This is a genomic window from Paenibacillus amylolyticus (genome assembly GCF_051136285.1).
In the GTDB taxonomy this organism is placed as follows: domain Bacteria; phylum Bacillota; class Bacilli; order Paenibacillales; family Paenibacillaceae; genus Paenibacillus; species Paenibacillus amylolyticus_F.
Genome location: NZ_CP194938.1, coordinates 1,916,290 through 1,931,891 on the forward strand (window position 1 = coordinate 1,916,290; position 15,602 = coordinate 1,931,891).

Here is a 15,602-nt window from a genome sequence, read left to right on the forward strand (position 1 = left end):
TTAGTGTAGACTGCCCACTTCACTTCTGGATACTGAAGCTTCCTGCTGATTCATGAACGATACTGCGAAATGACCTGTGAACAATTTGCACTAATCATGAAATGAACGCATGTACGGTCACAAAAGTTGATATCGTGCATAGCTAAGGTCAGATGAACAATCCCGCGTAAATTGAACTTTATCTAGGGAAAACGAACCAAAATGCTTGTGCAGCATTGATGTAAACGCATACATAATATATAATTCAAGTTACCTTTCTCTTCTTGCTCTGTTTCATATGAAGTTCGATTATGCCTTATGAAAAATACATATGTTCACTCAACTCAGGAGGTTCGAGGAGGAAACAAAATGCGGAAACGTTCAGAAGACAGTCAGAAAGTATTCGCGCGGATTCTCATTGGCATCATTATCAGCACAGCTGCAACGCTGCTTGTGGCATCGGCCATTTTATACGTCAACTATAATCGGATTGCTCTGCGCCAAGTCTACCGTACAGATGTGAACAGCCTCACCCAGACCAGCCGAGAAGTCGCTAAAATGACTGAAAGCGCCAAGTCGCTCTCCTATCAGATCTATCAAGACTACACAATTTCTTCCCTGATGCTCTATTCCAAACCAAGTATTTATCAAATTACCTCTGCCATGGAGCAGCTCGATAATTACCGCATGTCTCTTCCCTTTATTGAATCCATCTATGTATACAACTCCAAAAGCAATGAATTTTTCATCAGTTCCGACGGAGTTCGCAATGGGCAGCAGTCTGTATCTGAGATAGATGATCAAGGGATCAAGCATATTCTGGATCGTTTCCATGACTATAAACCCTTTGTACCCATCCCGCGTACGTATAAGGTCGGCTCAACCGAGGCAAGTGAGGTGAACAGCTACACTTACCTGTGTTACGACACCATTAATGATAACGCCAAGCTGAATTATGCAGTTATCGTAAACATTAAAGATGACTGGCTTAGTCCCAACATGAACGCAGCGGATCAGCCAGGCAAAACGTTTATTGTGAATGAACAAGGAGACTTGTTATCCGATTTAGGGAATCGTCCCTTGCTCAGCAATCTCTCTAACGAAACATTCATGCGTCCAATTATGCAGGATACGGAGCATTCCGCTTATTTTACAGAGCATGTGGACGGGGAAAACTCACTTATCACCTACACCGCTCCAGATAGCCTGGGATGGCGTTATGTCCGGATAACTCCATATGATGTCATTACAGCCGATATTCGCGGTATGCGCACACACACTCTGCTGTTCTGCATAGGGCTACTGGCTGCAGGTTTGATTCTCTCTTATCTGGTATCCCGGAAGTTGTATCACCCGATCAATAATGTACTTGAACGCATGCGTGTGATGGAAGCCGAACGGCGGGGTAGTCTACACCTGCTAAGGCAGGACTTTCTACGAGGAGCGCTGCAAGGGCGAGAGACGGTGAGGTGTAATATGCTTGAAGAACGAATGAAGTTCTATGGTTCTCCTGTTGATGTGCATCGCTCATCCAGACTGGTTTTACTGCGCATTGACCACTATACGGAATTTTGCGAGACTTACCGGGATGATACGAAACTCGTAAAATACGCGATGATGAACATCTGCACCGAGACAGCGGACCTTCATTATAATACAGAGGCTGTGGATATGGGCGGTGACTTGATTACACTGTTGTTTAATGAAAAATCGGGAAATGATTCGCTTATAGGAAACGAGGACTCACATCACTTTGAAGAATTGCTTCGTATGATGCAGGCCGCAGTCATGACGCATTTAAAATGCTCTATCTCTTGCACACTAGGGTCTGAGGAAAACTCGCTGGAGGAATGTATTGAGGGTTATGCGCGCTCCGCTGAAGCTTCACTTCACCGCTTGTTCATGGGGCCAGGATGTCTGATTCACACCTCGGATATTATGGCGTATCAGAGCAAGGAGTACACTTTCCCCGCAGGCAAAGAAAGACAGCTTGTAGATTGTTTGATGACAGGTAAGACCGAGGAAGCTAAGCAGCTCTACGCAGATATTGTAAGTGAAACCGTAACATATCCGTTCAACGTGTTTCAACTCGCTCTGTCACATCTGACAATGACTCTTAATCACGTACGTAACACCCTCAAGAAGAACAATCAACTTACACTGGATTCTGTATCAGGAAGTTTGATGCTCCCAGTAAAAAATGCCGAGGATATCAGCGAGGTGTATGAACATTTTTATCGCATGTTTGATGAACTTGGCTCCAAGGTGGAAGAAAAACGTACACTCAAGCACGAGGAACTCATTCAAAGAATCAACGATATTGTTGAACGGGACTATGCTGATCCAAATCTGTGCCTGACCTCTATTGCTGAGGAATTAAGTATGTCTCCCATTTACGTCAGCAGGCTGTACAAACAGCTCACGTTGAAAGGGCTTACAGATGTGATCAATGAGACACGCATTACTAAAGCGCAACACATGCTCGTACAGACTGAAAATTCTGTTGCGGATATTGCTGAGAGAACCGGCTTTACGAATAGCTCTTATTTTTATCGAATGTTTAAAAAGTTAAACGGGGTTACTCCCAATGATTATCGACGAAAAAAGCTCCATTCCGACCATCTCTGACTGAGCTTTAAAAGAAAAGAGCGGTATCCGAAAGCCAAACATTCGCCTTCAGATATCGCTCTTTTTATTGTGCTTCGTCCTGATCTTCAACAGACTCGTCCGCCGCTTCACGCACTTTGTACTTATCCAGACGCATTTCGTTATATTCTCGCAAAGCCTCTTCCCCAACAATCACTTCGACCCGATGAATGTTCATGCCTTTACCCATGAATTTTTGTTCATACTCGGTCATGACATGCTCTTCATTCAAACCGTCACGGTGCAAATTCAAAGAAAGATTGGTCATCTGCAAGCCGAAGTCAGCAATTGAGTTCAGGGAGAACTCAAACAGCGTCTCTGAATCTGTTTTAAAATGAATCTGTCCTTTCGGATTCAGCAATCCGATATATTTTTTCAAGAAACGTGGATGAGTCAACCGGCGGCGTGCATGTTTCGCTTTTGGCCAGGGATCACTGAAATTCAAATAAATGCGCTCCAGTTCCTGCGGTTCGAATACCTCTTCAATCTGTTCAATGTTGGCTAGCGCGAGCTTCAGATTCGGAGGTGTCTCCACCTCAGCCTGACTCCAGGCATTACGTGCTTTCTCACTGGCACGACGGACGAGCTCATCATACATATCAAATCCGATAAAATTGTACTCCGGATATTTATAACTCATTTGACTGATGAATTGTCCTTTACCCATGCCAAATTCGACAAAGATCGGATGATCGTTGCCAAACAGCTCGGCCCATTTGCCTTTGTATTGCTTTGGCTCCAGTACAACAAGATCCTCTTGCTGCTCCAGATTTTCTCTAATCCCTTTTCTACCACGTAAACGCATTTTATTCCTCCGTTTGTCTATACTTGTCTTAGACTTATTTTGCCGAAGAACTGACAAATTGTAAAGAGCAATGAAAAAGGAATCTCCAGACCTGCCACGTTGGGCAAATCTCAAAGATTCCCTTTTCGATTTATTTGGAATTGGGGTCCAACTACTTTAGTAGTTCATAGTCTACCTTATCTTGGTGTGAAAAATCAAATGTCTTTTCGAAAGCATCACGAACTTTTTGTCTTGCAGCCGCTTTCACTTTTGGATTTCCATTAAAACGAACGCCTGTTAAAGCCAGCGCCTCTTCTGCAGTCAGTTCAACGGACACATGATGGAATTCATTATCTTTAACTTGGGAATTCATTCATATCACCTCACGGTATAGTATGATCCATGACGTCGACATTCATTCAAATGCCACGATGATAACTACTCACTGGATGGTGTCTGACGCTGATTTAAATATAACATATGGTGTAAACTATATCAAGTGAAAAACGTTGATTTGACGGCCTTTTTTTTCGTTTTTATTCCCCTTTTTTTCGAATTTTTGATACAATAAGTGACGAAAACCGCACAGCGCTTGTACATCTGCTCAGATATGATATTACCGTACAAATTACGTATGCATATAAAGACATAGACCTTAAAAGGAGCACCGTGAAAATGAATGCACCCGCTTTACAGCCTCCCCTGATGTGGGGGGATAAACGATTCCATACCTGGAATTACGAAATGCGCGATCAATTTAATAACAAAGTCTTTAAAGTGATGCTGGACGCCGGATTCACTTGCCCGAACCGGGATGGCTCCATTGCCAAAGGCGGCTGCACCTTCTGCAGTGCACGAGGTTCAGGCGATTTTGCGGGCAGCAGACGTGAAGACCTCGTGAGCCAGTTCAACACGATTCGAGACAGGCAGCATCTGAAGTGGCCTTCGGCTCACTATATCGGTTACTTCCAGGCGTATACCAACACCTATGCGCCCGTCGAAGAGTTGCGCGAATATTTTGAAGAAATTTTGCAACAACCTGGTGTTGTCGGTTTATCTATTGCTACTCGCCCTGACTGTTTACCAGATGATGTGGTGGAGTATTTGGCAGAACTTAATGAGCGCACTTATTTATGGGTAGAGATGGGTCTGCAGACGATCCACGACTCCACTTCGCTTTTGATCAACCGTGCACATGATACGGCGTGTTATGAAGAAGCAGTAGACAAGCTACGCAAACACAACATTCGAGTCTGTACACACATCATCTATGGCTTGCCACAAGAAACACACGAAATGATGCTGGATACCGGTCGTGCGGTGGCCAATATGGATGTACAGGGCATTAAAATTCATCTACTTCATCTAATGCGCAAAACGCCAATGGTGAAGCAATATGAAGCCGGTCTGCTTCGATTCCTTGAGCAGGATGAATATATCAAATTGATCGTGGATACCCTCGAGATGCTCCCGCCCGAAATGATTGTACATCGTCTTACAGGAGACGCCCCGCGTGACCTGCTTATTGGACCCATGTGGTCATTGAACAAATGGGAAGTTCTGAATTCCATTGACCGGGAGCTGCGTGAACGGGATACTTGGCAGGGTAAGTATTGGAGGGAAGTATAGATGGGTTTTCTGTCGGTTCTAAGTTGTGCACATCAATGGGTCGGTTCCCGGCTCCAGCCAGGAGATTGTGCAATCGACGCTACGGTAGGTACAGGTGCTGATACATTGTTTCTGGCTCAACAGGTGGGGCCTCGTGGTCAGGTGATCGGATTTGATATCCAGAGCGAGGCACTGACACTGGCCCAGACCCGGATTCGTAAACATTCTGAAGGCAGCAAGCTCGGCTCTATATCCATGCTGGAATTGAGCCATGCACGGATGGCAGAAGCCGTACCTGACGTCTGGATTGGCAGGGTCGGAGCCATCATGTTTAATCTGGGATACTTACCTGCTGAAGGTGCGAACACTTCTGTCATTACCGAGACGGCAAGTACTATTACAGCACTTGAGGCTGCTACAACGTTATTGCGTCCACGTGGCATTATTACAGTCGTTCTGTATCCCGGTCATGACGGGGGCGCTCAGGAAGCTGAAGCTGTGTCCAGGTGGGCTGCTGCTTTGCCTGTCGAACAAGCACAAGTTGTGATGTACCGTCAGATGCAACGCGAAACTTCACCTTATCTAATCGGTATTGAGAAAAAATAAAAAAACAATTTCCTTTGTTCCCCAAATGAAATACACTGGACACATTCACTGGACGAGCCTCTATGGCTTCATCCATGTCACAGTGTTCCACATAAGCTAATGCAAACGTATACACTTTTTACGCTTCATCTGCATGTGCCAGCCGTTTTGGGCCGCCCGAAACTGGTTAAATCGATTCACCATTTCATATACTAGAGGAGAGATATCCATGTCTACGCCGTACCCATTACAATTCCAACCCGAATTCAAAGAACGTGTATGGGGAGGTCGCGCGCTGGAGCAATTCGGTCTGACCCCCCCCGAAGGACATATTGGTGAAGGCTGGATGATCGCAGATCATGCCAATGGCACGACCAAGGTACTGAACGGCTCACTCGCTGGCAAAGGACTTGACGAGGTGCGTGAACAGCTCGGAACTGCCTGGCTTGGGTCCAAAGGTGTTTCAGAAAAAGGGGGACGTTTTCCTCTGCTGATTAAATTGCTGGACTGTAACGATGATTTGTCCGTTCAGGTACATCCTACAGATGATTACGCCGCTCTTCCTCCGGGTGAACTGGGTAAAACGGAGATGTGGTACGTGCTTGATGCAGAGCCCGGCGCTCATATTATCTACGGCCTTAATGAAGGTGTAGATCGTAACGTGTTGAAACATGCGTTGGAAAATGGCACCGTGATGGACACCCTCCGTCAAGTACCCGTGGAGGCCGGGGATACATTCTTTATCCCTGCCGGAACAGTGCATGCTCTATGCGCAGGCGTTGTCGTGGCCGAAATACAACAAAATTCGGATACAACGTACCGGATCTATGATTACAACCGTCCCGGACTGGACGGCAAGCCGCGTGAACTGCATGTGGAAGATTCCCTGAATGTCACTGCATATGAAGGCGCCGGGGCCACAACGATGAAAACCAGCAATGCAGTACCAGGTGAATGGATGCAGCTTGCCTCGTGCCCTTACTTTGTTGTAGAAAAAGGCGTGGTAACCGATCACTGGGAGTTATCTACTACACCGGACAGCTTTACCATTCTTGTCGTATGTGAAGGTGAAGGTACACTTGAATGGAATGGAGCTGAAGCGGGCGAGCATCTGACATTGAAAGCAGGTCAATGTTATCTCCTGCCTGCTAATCTGGGTGCCTATACACTGAGCGGAAATACAACCGTTCTTCGATCCTATCTTCCGTAAGCTTTAGTTACCGATAACCTGTGAAGGAGGAATTACACGAGATGCAGGAATCTACCTTTGCGTTGATCGCCGATGAAGGTACCCGTATTCATGTGTACCGCTGGCTTCCCGATTCGGACGAACACATTCAAGGCATTGTGCAGATCGCACACGGAATGGGCGAGACGGCAGCGCGTTATGCCGAATTTGCGGGTTATCTCACCAAGCACGGGTATGCCGTGTATGCCAATGACCATCGAGGTCATGGCAAAACTGTAGAGAACACCGAGTTACTGGGCGATGCAGGGGTGGACGCATTTCGCTGGATGGCTAGTGATATCGTTGATTTGGGCGAAGTGGCAGCCGCGGAACATCCGGGAGTTCCCCTGTTTCTCATGGGACACAGCATGGGTTCTTTTTTAGTACAGTATCTCATGTATACCGGACATGAAAGGTACCATGCTTTTGTGTTGTCCGGTACCAACGGCAAACGAGGACTACTCCGATTTGGAGAAAAGCTTGCTTTGTTACAGTGCGGCATTCAAGGTGACAATCATCGAAGCCTGCTGTTAAATGCCATTGTATTTGGCGGATTTAACCGTGCCTTTCGGCCAGCCACAACCCCTTTTGACTGGTTGTCCCGTGACCATCAGGAGGTGCAGCGATTTATTGAGGACCCGATGTGTGGAGCGATATGCACAGCTGGTTTTTTTCGGGATTTTTTTAAATTGTTACTCCAAATCCATCTTCCGCAGAATATGGAGCGTATCCCCAAACACAAACCGGTTTTTCTATTCTCAGGTGAACTCGATCCTGTCGGGCTACGGGGCAAAGGTGTACTTAACCTTTACTCCCAGTATCAGAAGCTTGGACTGAAAGACGTGCAGTATCGTCTTTATCCTGGAGGCCGCCATGAGATGCTGCACGAGACAAATCGTACAGAAGTGGCACGAGATGTCCTGAACTGGTTGAAATGTCACATGCCACATGCTGATCAAAATGGTGAACAAATCCATGATCGGAAAGATACACCCCACTCCATCCAAAGTTCAGGCTGAACCGTGAGATCATTTTGAAGAAAATCTTTTTCTGATCCAATTACAAAAAAGTCCCCTGATCGGCACAGTAAAGACTGTGCTTGATCAGGGGATTTTGTTCTATTGCAAAAATTTAAATCTCATAGGTATGAAATAGTCCATTGCAGACATTAAAACTCATTAACCTTCGATCAGCAAGGATTCTGGATCTTCAAGCAATTCTTTTACCGTTACCAGGAATCGAACCGCTTCGCTTCCATCAATAATCCGATGATCGTATGACAAAGCGATATACATCATTGGACGGTTTTCCATCCGCTCAGCATCAATCGCTACTGGGCGAAGCTGAATCTTGTGCATCCCGAGAATACCTACTTGTGGAGTATTCAGGATTGGCGTAGACAGCAGGGAACCAAATGTTCCGCCATTGGTAATGGTAAATGTACCACCTTGCAGATCAGATAATGCCAGCGTATTGGAACGTGCTTTGGACGCAAGGTCTGCAATGCTTCTTTCGATTTCGGCAAAGCCCAGACGGTCAGCATCCCGCACAACCGGAACAACCAGACCTTCTTTAGCGGATACCGCAATACCGATATCATAGAATTTCTTGAGTACAACATCTTCGCCATCAATCTCTGCGTTAATCGTTGGGAACTTTTTCAGTGCACCAACAACCGCTTTGGTAAAGAAAGACATGAAACCCAGGTTGATATCATGCTTCTCTTTGAACTTGTCCTTGCGACGTTTACGAACGTCCATGATCGCTGTCATGTCAACCTCATTAAAGGTCGTTAACATGGCTGCAGTCTGCTGCGCTTCAACCAAACGTTTAGCAATGGTTGCACGGCGGCGGGACATGCGCTGACGCTCTACCGGCTTGGCAAACGTTGCGCCGCCGGCTGCTGGAGCACTAGGCGCAGAAGCAGGAGCTTTGGCAGCTGGCGGTGCTGCTGGAGCAGACGGCTGACTGCCGTGGCTTTTCACATCATCCTGATACACTCGGCCAATCGGATCTTTGCTCTGCACTTGATCCAATTCAATCCCACGCTCACGAGCAAGCTTGCGTGCAGAAGGAGATGCTGTTTTGTTACTGTCGGATGACTCTGGTGGTGCCGCAACAGCAGCTGGTGCTACTGGAGCTTCCGGTGCAGGTGCAGGTTTGGATTCAGCCGCTGCCGGTTCGGAAGCAGCTGGAGCGCTCCCTCCCCCTGCTCCAGCCGAAAGTGTACCGATCGTTTCACCAATAACTACCGTCTCGCCTTCTTGGCGAATGATCTTTTCGAGTACACCACTCTCTTCAGCACTGATCTCGATGTTGACTTTATCCGTCTCCAGTTCAAGCAGAACATCGCCTTGGTTAACGCTGTCTCCTTCTTTAACCATCCATCTGGATACCGTTCCTTCAGTTATTGATTCACCCATTGCAGGTACTTTAATTTCACTCACAGCTGTTACCTCCCCAGTGGAATATTATTCTTCGCCGTTTGTTTCAACGCTGCTGTAATAATCAATTGCTGCTCCATGCTATGCACAAGCTGATAACCGCTGGAAGGACTCGCATGTTCCGGACGGCCTTCATACCTCACTGTAGTGCCTTCAGGCGCGATTTCGCGAAGACGAGGCTCCATAAACGTCCAGGCACCCATGTTTTTGTTTTCTTCCTGCACCCATACCAGCTCTTTTAATTGACTGAAACGTGCGAGTACACGTTTGATCTCTTCCGCTGGGAACGGATAAAGCTGCTCGACACGAATGATATGAAGCCAGGACAAGTCTCCCTTATCCTTCTCAATCGCATCTTCCAGATCAATGGCAACTTTACCACTGCACAAAATAATTCGTTCTACCCGATCCGGTTTCGTACCCAGACCCGGCTGCTCCAGTACAAGTTCAAATTTGCCTTCACTGAATTCCACAGCTGGTGACGCAACACGCGGATTGCGGATCAAACTCTTAGGAGACATCATGACGAGTGGACGGGCATCTTCAGTCTCAGTTAACGAAGCTTGACGACGCAACAGGTGGAAGTATTGTGAAGCACTCGACAGATTAACCACCGTCATATTGTCTTCCGCACACAGTTGCAGGAAACGTTCCAGACGTGCGCTTGTGTGTTCTGGCCCTTGTCCTTCATTTGCGTGTGGAAGCAGCATAACCAGGCTCGATTTTTGAGACCATTTTGCACGTCCTGCTGATATGAACTGGTCAAAAATGACCTGTGCACAGTTAGCGAAGTCACCGAATTGTGCTTCCCAGATCACGAGTGTATCTGGTGAGTACACGTTGTATCCATATTCGAATCCAACGACAGATTCTTCAGACAGCGGGCTGTTATAGATGGCAAACGATGCTTTGGCCTGTGGCAGATGATGCAACGGACAGAATTTCTCACCATTTTTCGCGTCATGCAGGACAAGGTTACGGTGCGCGAAGGTTGCGCGCTCTGCATCCTGACCACTGATACGAATCGGCTTGCCGTCTGCCAGAATTGTTGCAAATGCCAGCGTCTCGGCAAGGCTCCAGTCGACTTTCTCTCCTTCATTCAGAGCTGTATTCCGGCGTTGCAAAATCCGTTGCAATTTGGGATATACATTGAAGGTCTCCGGCCATTTCAAAAGATCGGCATTAATGCTTCGCAATTGCTCCAGAGGCACCGCTGTTGGCGTGATTGTAACTGCCTCGGACTCACTGATGTTGCGTTGGTAGTACTCATGCACTTCATTTTTCTTCATCTGGTCATAAGCTTCTTTTAAGCGATTTGCTACACCTTCACGTACGCTCGCGATAGATGCATCATCAATGACAGATTCCTTCTTAAGCATTTCCTGATACAGATGACTTACTGTTGGGTGATTCTTCACCTTGTCATACACGAGCGGTTGTGTAGTTTCAGGGTCATCCGTCTCGTTATGACCATAACGGCGATATCCGATCAGGTCGATCAGGAAGTCCTTTTTGAAACGGTTGCGATACTCTGCTGCCATACGGATCGCTGCAATACAAGCTTCAGGGTTATCTGCGTTCACATGTACAATCGGAATCTCGTAACCTTTGGCAAGGTCACTTGCATAATAAGTCGAACGTGAATCGCTGCTATCGGTAGTGAACCCAAGACGATTGTTCACGATAATATGAATCGTTCCGCCATTTTGGTAACCTGGCAATGCTTTGAAATTCAGCGTTTCAGCCACAATGCCTTCACCTGGGAAAGCCGCATCCCCGTGCATCAGAATCGTTGCTGCCTTCGTTACATCCTGCTTCGGATAACCTGGTTCACGGCGGTCATCCTGAGCTGCGCGTGCGAAACCTTGCACAACCGGATTGACATATTCCAGATGGCTCGGGTTGTTTGCAAGTGTCAGGCGAGCCTGCACAGTCTCCCCGTCTTTTACAAAACGGTTCGCGCCCATATGATATTTGACATCCCCCGTCCATCCATAGTTGATTCCTGTTGAACCTTCGGATGGAACCAAGTCTTTGTTCGGGGCATGATGGAATTCAGAGAAAATTTTGCTGTACGGCTTGCCCAGTACGTGAGCGAGAACGTTCAAACGTCCACGGTGAGCCATACCCATCAGAATGTGACTGGAGCCTGCTTCTGTCATAAGGCGGACTGCTTCATCCAGCATAGGCACTAACACATCATTTCCCTCGATGGAGAAACGCTTCTGTCCAACAAACGTTTTGTGCAGGAAATCTTCGAATTGTTCAGCTTCAACCAAACGTTCCAACAACGCCGTACGTTCTTTCTGTGTAAGGGGAGCCGGGGAGGTGCGGGATTCCGCACGGCGATTCAGCCACTCACGTTCTTGTACTTCATGTACATGACTGAATTCGTAAGCAATCGGTCCTGTATAAATCTGACGAAGACGTTGAATAGCATCCCAGCCCGTTGTTGTCTGACCATCTGCACCTTCCCAGATCAGAGAAGCAGGTAATGCTTTCAAATCTTCCTCGTTTAATTGAAAATGCTTTGGTTCCAGCAATGATGTATCTGTAGCTTCACTGATTCCAAGTGGATCAATATCTGCAGCTAGGTGGCCATACGTACGGATGTTCCATACGAGTTTGCCTGCTGTAACCGCTTTCTGCAAAAGTTGGATATCTACGCTTCCGGATGCAGATTGAGCATTATCGGAATTCGAAAGAACGTCTGCACCTCTACCAGACATCGGCGGTGCGCCCCATTGTTCAAACAATTCACGATATGCCGGTGTCACTGCACCCGGATCTTGAGTGAATAATTCATACTGTTCTTGTACATATCCCATATTGGGACCATAGTAACTCTCCCAAGGTTTCATGTTGCCTTTCTCAATCGTCATCGACGTTCCCTCCGTCTTGATTTTGTCATAGGGTTTGACGGAAATCATTGAATAAGCCGTAATTCGCGTTCGTTCAACATTTTAAGCGAAATTTTTCATGAAGTCCAATTCTCATGCTGTTCGTGGTAATAACGTTGTTCCGACGCTCCCGTCAAAGGTTTGTCTGCGTTTTCAAAATCAAAGTAAAACAATGATTAGACTACCGTCGCACAGATGTCGAAAAATGTCCTGATCCGTTCGAAGGTTATACGTTCCTCTCCGTTTTCAGAGAAGTTCGTGTTCTAATATCTATTCTATAAACTTTTACGCTCAGGAGCATTTCCTATTTTTAGCTCGATTGATGCATAAATTAGATGAATCGAATAATTGGTGCAATTCAGGGCAAGCCACGAACGCCGGATTTCTTGAAATCCAGATCTGATTTCCGTATAAACCTCCTTAATAAGAATTGTGGTCCATTCTGTCCAAAAACAAACCGTGCATTCAAACATTAACCACTTGACATGTTATTCAACAAAAAATTGGATTTTTTCAGGAAGTATCCTGACAACACATAAATAGAATAAAGCCGCTCGAATGAGAACTTACCGGCGGCTTCTTTACGCACTGTCCTAATTTCCTCTTAGGACAGGTTTATCATATATTTTGCCAAAGGTGTTAGTTGCAGTTCTTTCAATTGCTCCGTTGTAAACCATGCTGCTCCCAGCGAGTCTTCCCCATCAGGTTCTGCCTCTACTTCTTCTCCTCATCCGTTACAGCATTTAGATCAACGGCAAGACGAATCATATCCACGCAACGAATGTCGTTTTCGATGATCTCTTCCTCATAATGTCTTACAAAATAATCCCGTTCCACACCCGTAATCCGAAAACCACAGCGCTGATACAATTTCAATTGGTGAAAACTGGAATTCCCCGTTCCGATCTCCAATATACGACAACCAAGCCTTCTCGCAGCCTCCATGGCTTCCTTAATCATGTGTTTGCCAACACCCTGTCCCTGCAGTTCCTCTTGTACGGCGATGTTCACAATCTCTGCTGTCTCCGGACGAGTTTTGAGTAATACAAACTCTCCTACCATTTCTCCTTCATACTCCGCTATAAAACAAACGCCTCTGCTAAGGTATTCGTCCACAATGGTTTTGGAAGGATCTGCCATCAGCAAAAGTTCATACGGTTTTTCTTCATCCCAGTCCAATATTCGGAACGACAAGTTCATGCCAATCCCCACCTTTTCACATCCAAATTATTCTTTCCATGCCTTTTGCAGAAGCCTATGTATGGCAAATCTACAAATTACTCATTCTGAAGCTTCCCAGTTACATGATATGCCTGATGTGTCTGTTATTCCTGATGTTTCTGCTGTTCTGCAATCTATGTTAGTCGTTCTGTTTGTTGCCTATGTGTCCTGCTTGATTGGAATAATGGCGAACGGACATGCCCGTTGACCTCTGCATCGAATGTTTTTCATAAAATGTCTGGATCTCCGGATCACACAGAAGATCAATCATATATAGTCCCTGGAGACGATAAAGCATACGTTGCATAAGCGTACTACCAATCCCTTGACCTTTATACTCCGGCAGTACTTCCAGTAAAGGAATGTATGCGCTGAGTACGCCATCCGATATGGCTTGAATGAAACCTACCACATTCCCTGTCTGCTCATCGACAGCCAGTTCAATCGCATACGACTGCTCTAACAATTTGAGAAACGTTGAAGTGGATGGCGGGTTCGGCCAACCGTCAAAGAACCCGCCACTTAATTGCTCACAGTCAATTCCCGCCAGGGTATCCCGAAATACAATTTCCATCACCTGCACCTCCAAAACAAAGCAAACTCCATTATATCATAATATCTGGAACTAAATATATAGATATGGATACGATCTAATCGTTCCTATTCACACATCATGAATGCTCTATGGGTCACGTCACAATCTGGTCCGAGTATGTCTTGAAGGTTTCTTGCAGGGTTTGTCCGCTTGACTTCTCCCATACAACACTTCGTTCAAATGTACCGGAGTTAAAAAAACGCGGGAACCGCTCTGCAAACCAGTCCTGCATCGGCAAATCCATTGCCTGCTTCAAGGATACCCAGATTAACTCCCCCTCTGGCGGTTCGGTAAGAAGTTCGCCTTCGTATGACGTAGCCAAATAGTTAAACACCATGTATCTTAACCCTTGCTCAGGGTCACAGAACTCATCGAGCCCTTTGTACATAATTTCCTTCACAACAAGCCCTGTCTCTTCACAAACTTCACGTATGGCTCCGTCCACGATACTTTCGGGAAATTCCACTTTCCCTCCAGGTGCAATGTATCCCGGGAACCCCTTGTGATTCGGACGGTTCATCAGCAAAACCTGATCGGTAACCGGGTTCCACACCATACACATCGTATAAATCTTAACCTGATGATTCATGCTCAGCCTCCCAAGATGTGCTTATCTCTCGTTTCACTAAGATTTCTGGAAGTCATCCGATTATTCCTGCTAGACTTTTTCCACATCAAAAACGGACGCCCGTAATACCAGATGCCCGCTTGAATGATCATGTATATATGCCGTTTCACCTGAGTTTCATAGGGTATGCTTAACTCCAACTCAGGATAATTCTGTTATCCATACACTGCGTTTCTTCCAATTAGCCCGGCGATATGCCTGTAACATTCCAAATTTGCGGATGCTGGCCTTGGGCAACACTTTATAAGACATCGTGACTTCGAACTCCTCATCAAATGGGAAAAAAGATAAAGCTACCTTCTCGCCTGATGCCCACTCAACTTGAATGTTTGCACTTGGACAGGTATCGAAGCCACAACCGAGCCCTTCTGCAAAAAAATCATAACGTGCCGTAGGTGTACCTGGCTCCTCCATACATAAAAAGAGACTGAGTTGATCGCAGAACAACATGATCTCTACATCGTTCTTCAGCCGCTGTTCCAGCTCTGCAGCATCACCGCCAAGTTCTTGTTTCCAGTCCCCCTGCTGTTTCTGCTCTTCGAGCAGGTATTCCCGGATGTCGTCATCATCCTCCGGACTTGCTCCAAGCGTTTTCTGAAACAGTTCTGTATACATCAGACTACACAGTAAACCCGCATATGAATTTTGCTGTCTAACTTCTTCAATTCCCTTGCGGTAGAACACAAAACGCGGACGCAACGGAAAATCACGAAAGGAGTACGGAATTTGATTATAATCGTTCCATAGCGGTGCCGCGTCCAGCTCAATCCAGCCCCGATCATGCTCCTTCGCAGCAAAAATTAATTCATCCCGATGTGATCCAAGGGGAAGCCACTCCTTCTTCCAATGAGCAGCCATGTCTCCAGCGACAATTCCATGCTCATGCTGTGCGGTCAAAACAAAATCATTCTCTCTCTCATATACGATCATTTGCTGTCACCCTTCCGCATGGTATACGTTGACTTTAACATAAATTGGGTTACA

The 15,602-nt window shown here is 46.3% G+C and carries 13 protein-coding genes; 5 read left to right on the forward strand and 8 right to left on the reverse strand.

All coding sequences use genetic code 11. The features are described from left to right. Positions 1 to 348 precede the first annotated feature (348 nt). Positions 349 to 2,607, forward strand: a complete 2,259-nt coding sequence (locus tag ACR8BL_RS08225) for an AraC family transcriptional regulator (protein WP_434752148.1) — start codon at positions 349 to 351, stop codon at positions 2,605 to 2,607. Positions 2,608 to 2,671: 64 nt separating this feature from the next. Here ACR8BL_RS08225 and trmB read toward each other — a convergent pair whose 3' ends face one another. Together trmB and ACR8BL_RS08235 are read right to left on the reverse strand one after the other, a co-directional pair. Continuing rightward, complete coding sequence (gene trmB, locus ACR8BL_RS08230; protein WP_434752149.1) at positions 2,672 to 3,430, reverse strand: tRNA (guanosine(46)-N7)-methyltransferase TrmB; 759 nt, start codon at positions 3,428 to 3,430, stop codon at positions 2,672 to 2,674. A gap of 151 nt (positions 3,431 to 3,581) precedes the next feature. Next, positions 3,582 to 3,782: a hypothetical protein gene (locus ACR8BL_RS08235; protein ID WP_434752150.1), complete on the reverse strand. Its 201-nt coding sequence runs from the start codon at positions 3,780 to 3,782 to the stop codon at positions 3,582 to 3,584. 302 nt (positions 3,783 to 4,084) lie between these two features. Between ACR8BL_RS08235 and ACR8BL_RS08240 the strand changes: the two genes are divergently transcribed. From ACR8BL_RS08240 to ACR8BL_RS08255, 4 genes are all read left to right on the forward strand, one after another. Beyond that, entirely contained in the window at positions 4,085 to 5,038 is a 954-nt protein-coding gene (locus ACR8BL_RS08240) for a TIGR01212 family radical SAM protein (protein ID WP_434752151.1), read from the forward strand. After that, entirely contained in the window at positions 5,039 to 5,623 is a 585-nt protein-coding gene (locus tag ACR8BL_RS08245; protein WP_434752152.1) for a class I SAM-dependent methyltransferase, read from the forward strand. Between the two features lie 208 nt (positions 5,624 to 5,831). Next, positions 5,832 to 6,812 carry a type I phosphomannose isomerase catalytic subunit gene (locus ACR8BL_RS08250; protein ID WP_434758341.1) on the forward strand — a complete coding sequence of 327 codons (981 nt, stop codon included), beginning with the start codon at positions 5,832 to 5,834 and terminating at the stop codon, positions 6,810 to 6,812. Between the two features lie 41 nt (positions 6,813 to 6,853). Beyond that, positions 6,854 to 7,849, forward strand: coding sequence for an alpha/beta fold hydrolase (locus ACR8BL_RS08255; protein WP_434752153.1), 996 nt, complete (start codon positions 6,854 to 6,856; stop codon positions 7,847 to 7,849). A gap of 159 nt (positions 7,850 to 8,008) precedes the next feature. Here ACR8BL_RS08255 and odhB read toward each other — a convergent pair whose 3' ends face one another. The 6 genes from odhB to ACR8BL_RS08285 form a co-directional block, all read right to left on the reverse strand. Further along, a complete protein-coding gene (gene odhB / locus ACR8BL_RS08260) occupies positions 8,009 to 9,277 on the reverse strand; it encodes a 2-oxoglutarate dehydrogenase complex dihydrolipoyllysine-residue succinyltransferase (protein WP_434752154.1) in 1,269 nt (422 codons plus the stop codon). 5 nt (positions 9,278 to 9,282) lie between these two features. After that, positions 9,283 to 12,156 carry a 2-oxoglutarate dehydrogenase E1 component gene (locus tag ACR8BL_RS08265; protein WP_434752155.1) on the reverse strand — a complete coding sequence of 958 codons (2,874 nt, stop codon included), beginning with the start codon at positions 12,154 to 12,156 and terminating at the stop codon, positions 9,283 to 9,285. A 732-nt stretch (positions 12,157 to 12,888) separates the two neighbouring features. Continuing rightward, complete coding sequence (locus tag ACR8BL_RS08270) at positions 12,889 to 13,374, reverse strand: GNAT family N-acetyltransferase (RefSeq protein ID WP_434752156.1); 486 nt, start codon at positions 13,372 to 13,374, stop codon at positions 12,889 to 12,891. Between the two features lie 160 nt (positions 13,375 to 13,534). Further along, positions 13,535 to 13,969 (reverse strand): GNAT family N-acetyltransferase, encoded by a 435-nt coding sequence (locus ACR8BL_RS08275; RefSeq protein WP_434752157.1) that lies wholly within the window; start codon positions 13,967 to 13,969, stop codon positions 13,535 to 13,537. 115 nt (positions 13,970 to 14,084) lie between these two features. Next, positions 14,085 to 14,579, reverse strand: a complete 495-nt coding sequence (locus tag ACR8BL_RS08280) for an 8-oxo-dGTP diphosphatase (RefSeq protein ID WP_434752158.1) — start codon at positions 14,577 to 14,579, stop codon at positions 14,085 to 14,087. A gap of 180 nt (positions 14,580 to 14,759) precedes the next feature. Next, positions 14,760 to 15,548, reverse strand: a complete 789-nt coding sequence (locus ACR8BL_RS08285; RefSeq protein WP_434752159.1) for a DUF3891 family protein — start codon at positions 15,546 to 15,548, stop codon at positions 14,760 to 14,762. Positions 15,549 to 15,602 lie beyond the last annotated feature (54 nt).